Raw genomic sequence first — 5,714 nt, 5'->3', positions numbered from 1 at the left:
ACCCGATCCTGATCGAGCAGGTGCTGATCAACCTCATGAAAAACGCCGCCGAATCGATTGACAACGCCCAGCGCCCAGCCGACCAACGGCAAGTCGAATTGCGCATCGTGCCCAAGCAAATCGATCAACAAGCCGTGGTGGAGTTTTCGGTCAGCGACACCGGGAAAGGTCTGCCGCCAGAAGACATTGAGCGGGTTTACGAAGCCTTTTTCTCGACCAAGGTCGAGGGCATGGGCATTGGCCTGAATTTGTGCCGCAGCATCATCGAATCGCACCAGGGCAGGATCACTGCCGAGAACCTCTACAATGCCGGCGAGGTGACAGGATGTCGTTTCTCCTTCTGGATACCGGTCGAAGCCGCTTCGACCACACAACAAGCCACTGAGGTAAATGAATGAGTTTGATCCCCAAAAAATGCACGGTTTATGTTGTCGACGACGACGAAGCCGTGCGCGACTCCTTGCAATGGCTACTGGAAGGCAAGGACTACCGGGTGCGTTGTTTCGACAGCGCAGAATCTTTCATCAGCCGCTATGACCCCCGAGAAGTGGCCTGCCTGATCGCGGACATCCGCATGGGCGGCATGACCGGACTGGAACTGCAAGACCGCCTGATTGAGCGCAAATCCCCCCTGCCCATCGTTTTCATCACCGGCCACGGCGACGTGCCCATGGCAGTGAACACCATGAAAAAAGGGGCCATGGATTTCATCCAAAAACCCTTCAAAGAAGAAGAACTGCTGGGCTTGGTCGAGCGCATGCTTGATGAGGCCCGCGACGCTTTTGCCGATTACCAGCAAGCGGCCAGCCGCGACGCATTGTTGTCCAAGCTCACGGGCCGCGAAGCCCAGGTGCTCGAGCGCATCGTCGCCGGTCGCTTGAACAAGCAAATCGCCGACGATTTGAGCATCAGCATCAAGACGGTGGAGGCGCACCGCGCCAACATCATGGAAAAGCTCAACGCCAACACGGTGGCCGACCTGCTTAAGATCGCGCTGGGACAAAACGCACCCAAGGCCTGAGCCCACAACGCCTCCAGCAAACGCCCGCACCCGTCGGGCGTTTTGCATTTTTCAACACCTGATCGAGTTCACACACATGACCGCACACACCATCGATGGCAATGCCTTGTCCAAACAACTGCGCACCGAAGTGGCCGGGCGCGCCCAAGCCTTGAAGGCCAAGGGCATCACGCCCGGCTTGGCTGTGGTGCTGGTGGGCGATAACCCCGCCAGCCAGGTGTATGTGCGCAACAAAGTCAAGGCCTGCGAAGACAGCGGCCTTCACTCTGTGCTGGAAAAGTACGAAGCCAGCCTGTCCGAAGCCGACTTGCTGGCCCGCGTGGAGGCACTCAACAACGACCCGGCCATCCACGGCATCTTGGTGCAGCTGCCCCTGCCGGCCCACATCGACGCACAAAAGGTGATCGAAGCCATCAGCCCCAGCAAAGATGTGGACGGTTTTCACATCGCCAGCGCCGGGGCATTGATGACTGGCATGCCCGGTTTTTGGCCCTGCACGCCCTATGGCTGCATGAAGATGTTGGAAAGCATTGGTTACGACCTGCGCGGCAAACACGCCGTGGTCATTGGCCGCAGCAACATTGTGGGCAAGCCCATGGCGCTGATGCTTTTGCAAAAGAACGCCACTGTGACGATTTGCCACAGCGCCACCCCCGACTTGAAAGCCATGACCCTGCAAGCCGACGTGATCGTGGCCGCCGTAGGCAAGCGCAATGTACTGACGGCTGACATGGTCAAACCCGGCGCGGTGGTGCTGGATGTGGGCATGAACCGCAACGACGAAGGCAAGCTGTGCGGTGACGTGGATTTTGATGGCGTCAAACAAGTCGCGGGCTACATCACCCCGGTGCCCGGCGGCGTCGGCCCCATGACCATCACCATGCTGCTGGTCAATACCCTTGAAGCCGCCGAACGCGCCTCCAAGTGATACAAAGTAAAGAATGAACCCCGATTTGGAAGCCCTATGACCAACCCCTTGCTCGACACCTCTGGCCTGCCTTTGTTTGACCGCATTGCCCCCGAGCATGTGGCCCCGGCTTTGGACGAACTGCTGGCCGCCGCCGAAAAAGCCCTAGACACCGTGACCGCCGCCGACTTCCCGTCCGACTGGAAAGCCATTGCCCAGACCCTGGACGTGAGCACCGAGCGGCTGGGCATGGCCTGGGGTGCGGTCAGTCACCTCAACAGCGTGGCCGACACCCCCGAATTGCGCGCCGCCTACAACGCCGCCCTGCCCCGCGTGACCGAGTTCTGGACGCGCTTGGGCAGCGACGAGCGCCTGTACGCCAAATACAAAGCCATTGATGCGGCCAGCCTCAACACCGAACAAAAACAAGCCCAGAAAAACGCGCTGCGTGCCTTTGTGCTGGGCGGCGCAGAACTGCAAGGTGCGGCCAAAGAGCGCTATGCCGCCATCCAGGAACGCTTGGCCGAAATCACGCAAAAATTCAGTGAAAACACGCTGGACGCCACCGAAAAATTTGCCTTGTACGTGAGTGAAGACCAATTGAAAGGCGTGCCTGCCGATGTGGTGCAAGCCACCCGCGATGCCGCGCAAAAAGAAGGCAAAGAGGGCCACCGCCTGAGCCTGAAAATGCCGGTCTACCTGCCCGTGATGCAGTTCGCCGACAGCGGCGCACTGCGCGAGCAGCTTTACAAAGCCCACGTCACCCGCGCCTCGGACCAAGCCCCAGATGACGCCAAGCAATTCGACAACACCGCCTTGATGCAGGAAATCTTGGCGCTGCGCCAAGAAGAAGCCCGCCTGCTGGGCTATGACAACTACGCCCAAGTGTCGGTCGTGCCCAAAATGGCCGAGTCACCGGAAAAAGTCACCACCTTCTTGCGCGACCTGGCAGCCAAAGCACGCCCCTTTGCTGAAAAAGACCTGGCCGACTTGCGCGAGTTTGCGGCCAACGCGCTGGGCATCACCGGCCCATTGAACGCCTGGGACGTGCCCTACCTGAGCGAAAAACTCAAGGAAGCGCGCTACAGCTTCAGCGAGCAAGAGGTCAAGCAGTACTTCACCGCCCCCAAAGTGTTGGCCGGGTTGTTCAAAATCATCGAAACCCTGTTCGAAGTGAACATCCGCACCGACCAAGCGCCCGTCTGGCACTCGGCCGTGGGCTTTTACCGCATCGAACGCGAAGGCCAATTGGTCGGTCAGTTTTATCTGGACCCTCCAGCCCGCACCGGCAAGCGCGGCGGTGCCTGGATGGACGATGTGCGTGGCCGCTGGCAACGCCCCGACACCGGCGTGCTGCAAACGCCCGTGGCGCATTTGGTGTGCAACTTTGCCGACGGCGTGAACGGCCAGCCCGCTTTGCTCACGCACGACGACGTGATCACCCTCTTCCACGAGTTTGGCCACGGTCTGCACCACATGCTCACGCAAGTGAATGAGCGCGATGTCTCGGGCATCAGCGGTGTGGAATGGGACGCGGTGGAATTGCCCAGCCAGTTCATGGAAAACTTCTGTTGGGAATGGTCGGTGCTGCGCCACATGACCGCCCATGTGGAAACTGGCGAGCCCCTGCCCCGTGCGCTGTTCGACAAGATGCTGGCCGCCAAAAACTTCCAAAGCGGCCTGCAAACGCTGCGCCAGATCGAGTTTTCGCTGTTCGACATGCTGGTGCACTCTGAGCACGACCCAGCGCAAGACTTCATGCCGCTGCTGGCCCAAGTGCGCGAAGAGGTGGGCGTCATGCGTCCCCCTGCCTTCAACCGCATGGCCCACACCTTCAGCCACATCTTTGCAGGCGGTTACGCGGCCGGTTATTACAGCTACAAATGGGCCGAAGTGCTGAGCGCTGACGCTTATGCAGCGTTTGAAGAAACCGCCGCCGAAGACGGCACGCCCAGCGTAGAAACTGGACGCCTTTACCGCCAAGCGATTTTGGAAGCGGGCGGCAGCCGACCTGCGCTCGAATCGTTCAAAGCCTTCCGGGGGAGAGAGCCGAATCTGGATGCGCTGCTGCGCCACCAAGGCATGGTGGAAACCGGGCCAAGGGCCTCTTGAACGCCCACCTCAAGAGGCCGCATTCGGCCTCTTGTTTGCATGCGCGCCAACCCAGCGCATCTCGGGTTTGGCCGCCTGAACTTGACAGGATGGGTCAGCAGAACACGCTAGAAAACCCTAGGCCAAACGGGCCGCGAATGTGTTGACGGCGTTAGGTTGTGGCAGTTATAGTGTCATTTTAAATCCAGAGACACCTAACGCCCCCTTAACATCAAGATGAGGCCACCTGTCTCCACACTGAAAGCGAGCGCGTCATGACGCAATGGGGGCCGATTTTGGCGGCATCGCCCTTGTTGGCCAGGGCTACGGTCGGCGGCCAATAACCACCATGCCGATCCACACCACACTCAGCAGTCACCACCCGGCAGGGGTCTGCGCACAGCGCGTGTTCCACCAAACACCAAGAGGTACCCAATGTCGATCAAAAGCCTGTTGATGCCGATGGTGTCTTCCCGCTTGATGTCGCGCGATCGGCTGCTCAAGGCCCGCGCCAAGGCGGAACGAACGCGCCAAGCCCAAGGTGAGCCCCACCGCCTCCACTACTTCCACCAGGTCGATGACCCCTACAGCGCGCTGTTGGCTTCTCTTCTGGCGTCTTTGCTGGCGCGTTACGACATCGAGCTGAGCGCGCATGTGGTGGGCCCACCCCCCGAATCGGCCGCCCCAGACCGCGCGCGCTTGGTGGCCTACAGCCGCGCAGACGCACAACGCCTGGCACAACGCCATGCCCTGAACTTCACCGACCCAGGCGAGCAGCCTGCCCAGCAGGCGCATGAGCGTGCCACCCGAATGCTGGTGGCAGCCGCTGAGCAAGGCCACTTTGTTGAGGCGGCCGAGAACCTGTCGGCTGCGCTTTGGCAAAACACCGCCGCGCACGACAACCCAAAACACCCCGAAGCGGCATGGCCCGAAGCCAGCCCAAGTCAAACAATGGCGCATCTGGCAGCCGCCAACACCTTGCGGCAACGCCTAGGCCACTACCTGGGCGCAACACTTTATTACGCCGGCGAATGGTATTGGGGCATCGACCGCCTTCACCACTTGGAACAGCGGCTACAGGATATCGGGGCGCAGCGGCCAGGCGTGTCGGGATTCCTTTTCCCCTTGGACGCCGATCTGACCCAACCTGTGAACTTGGCCTACCCTTCGCCGATTGATTTCTTTTTCTCCTTGCGCAGCCCCTACTCCGCCATCGTGGCCGAGCGGGTGTTCGGACTCGGACGCCTGACGGGCGCTCCTGTACGCCTGCGGTATGTGTTGCCCATGGTGATGCGGGGTTTGCCAGTGCCCAGCGAAAAACGCCGATACATCAGTTTGGATGCGGCACGCGAGGCGCATCTGCGTGGCGTCGCTTATGGCCGGATCAACGACCCCGTGGGTCGCCCCGTCGAACGCGGCCTGGCGCTGATGCCCCTGGCCGAGCGATCGGGTCAGGGGCAGGCCTATGTCCTCTCGTTTATGCGCGGGGTTTGGGCCGAAGGCATCGATGCAGGCAGTGACCGAGGCCTCAAGCGCATCGCCGAACGGGCTGGCCTTTCCTGGCCAGATGTACAAAAAGCCCTTCAAGAAGAAACCTGGCGACAAACGGCCGAAGCCAACCGTACCAAAGGATCGGCTGTGGCTGTCAACTCATCCCACTGCTTTGGACAGTTGAATTCAATTCCGCAAAACCAG

General features: G+C 60.4%; 5 protein-coding genes. All 5 read left to right on the top strand.

The genetic code is table 11. The annotated features are described in order from the left end of the window. The coding region (locus Q0341_RS11595) for an ATP-binding protein (RefSeq protein ID WP_299513431.1) at positions 1–398 on the top strand (398 nt) is incomplete at its 5' end. Next, on the top strand, positions 395–1,021 hold the full coding sequence (locus tag Q0341_RS11590) for a response regulator transcription factor (RefSeq protein ID WP_299513428.1): 627 nt from the start codon (positions 395–397) through the stop codon (positions 1,019–1,021). The genes Q0341_RS11595 and Q0341_RS11590, both read left to right, overlap by 4 nt. A 76-nt stretch (positions 1,022–1,097) precedes the next feature. Continuing rightward, on the top strand, positions 1,098–1,949 hold the full coding sequence (gene folD / locus Q0341_RS11585) for a bifunctional methylenetetrahydrofolate dehydrogenase/methenyltetrahydrofolate cyclohydrolase FolD (protein WP_299513426.1): 852 nt from the start codon (positions 1,098–1,100) through the stop codon (positions 1,947–1,949). Between the two features lie 36 nt (positions 1,950–1,985). After that, the gene (locus tag Q0341_RS11580; RefSeq protein ID WP_299513424.1) at positions 1,986–4,040 is read left to right on the top strand and encodes a M3 family metallopeptidase; all 2,055 of its coding nucleotides are present in this window, start codon (positions 1,986–1,988) and stop codon (positions 4,038–4,040) included. A gap of 414 nt (positions 4,041–4,454) precedes the next feature. Next, positions 4,455–5,714 (top strand): DsbA family protein (locus Q0341_RS11575; RefSeq protein WP_299513422.1); only part of this gene is annotated, 1,260 nt, incomplete at its 3' end.

It is taken from the genome of uncultured Limnohabitans sp. (genome assembly GCF_937889215.1).
Taxonomy (GTDB): Bacteria; Pseudomonadota; Gammaproteobacteria; order Burkholderiales; family Burkholderiaceae_C; genus Limnohabitans_A.
This window is presented reverse-complemented; position numbering and strand designations above follow the sequence as displayed.

Excerpts from the sequence above, each read along its gene's own strand:
- Q0341_RS11590 (WP_299513428.1), top strand. The coding sequence starts at position 395 with ATGAGTTTGATCCCCAAAAAATGCACGGTTTATGTTGTCGACGACGAC.
- folD (WP_299513426.1), top strand. The coding sequence starts at position 1,098 with ATGACCGCACACACCATCGATGGCAATGCCTTGTCCAAACAACTGCGC.
- Q0341_RS11580 (WP_299513424.1), top strand. The coding sequence starts at position 1,986 with ATGACCAACCCCTTGCTCGACACCTCTGGCCTGCCTTTGTTTGACCGC.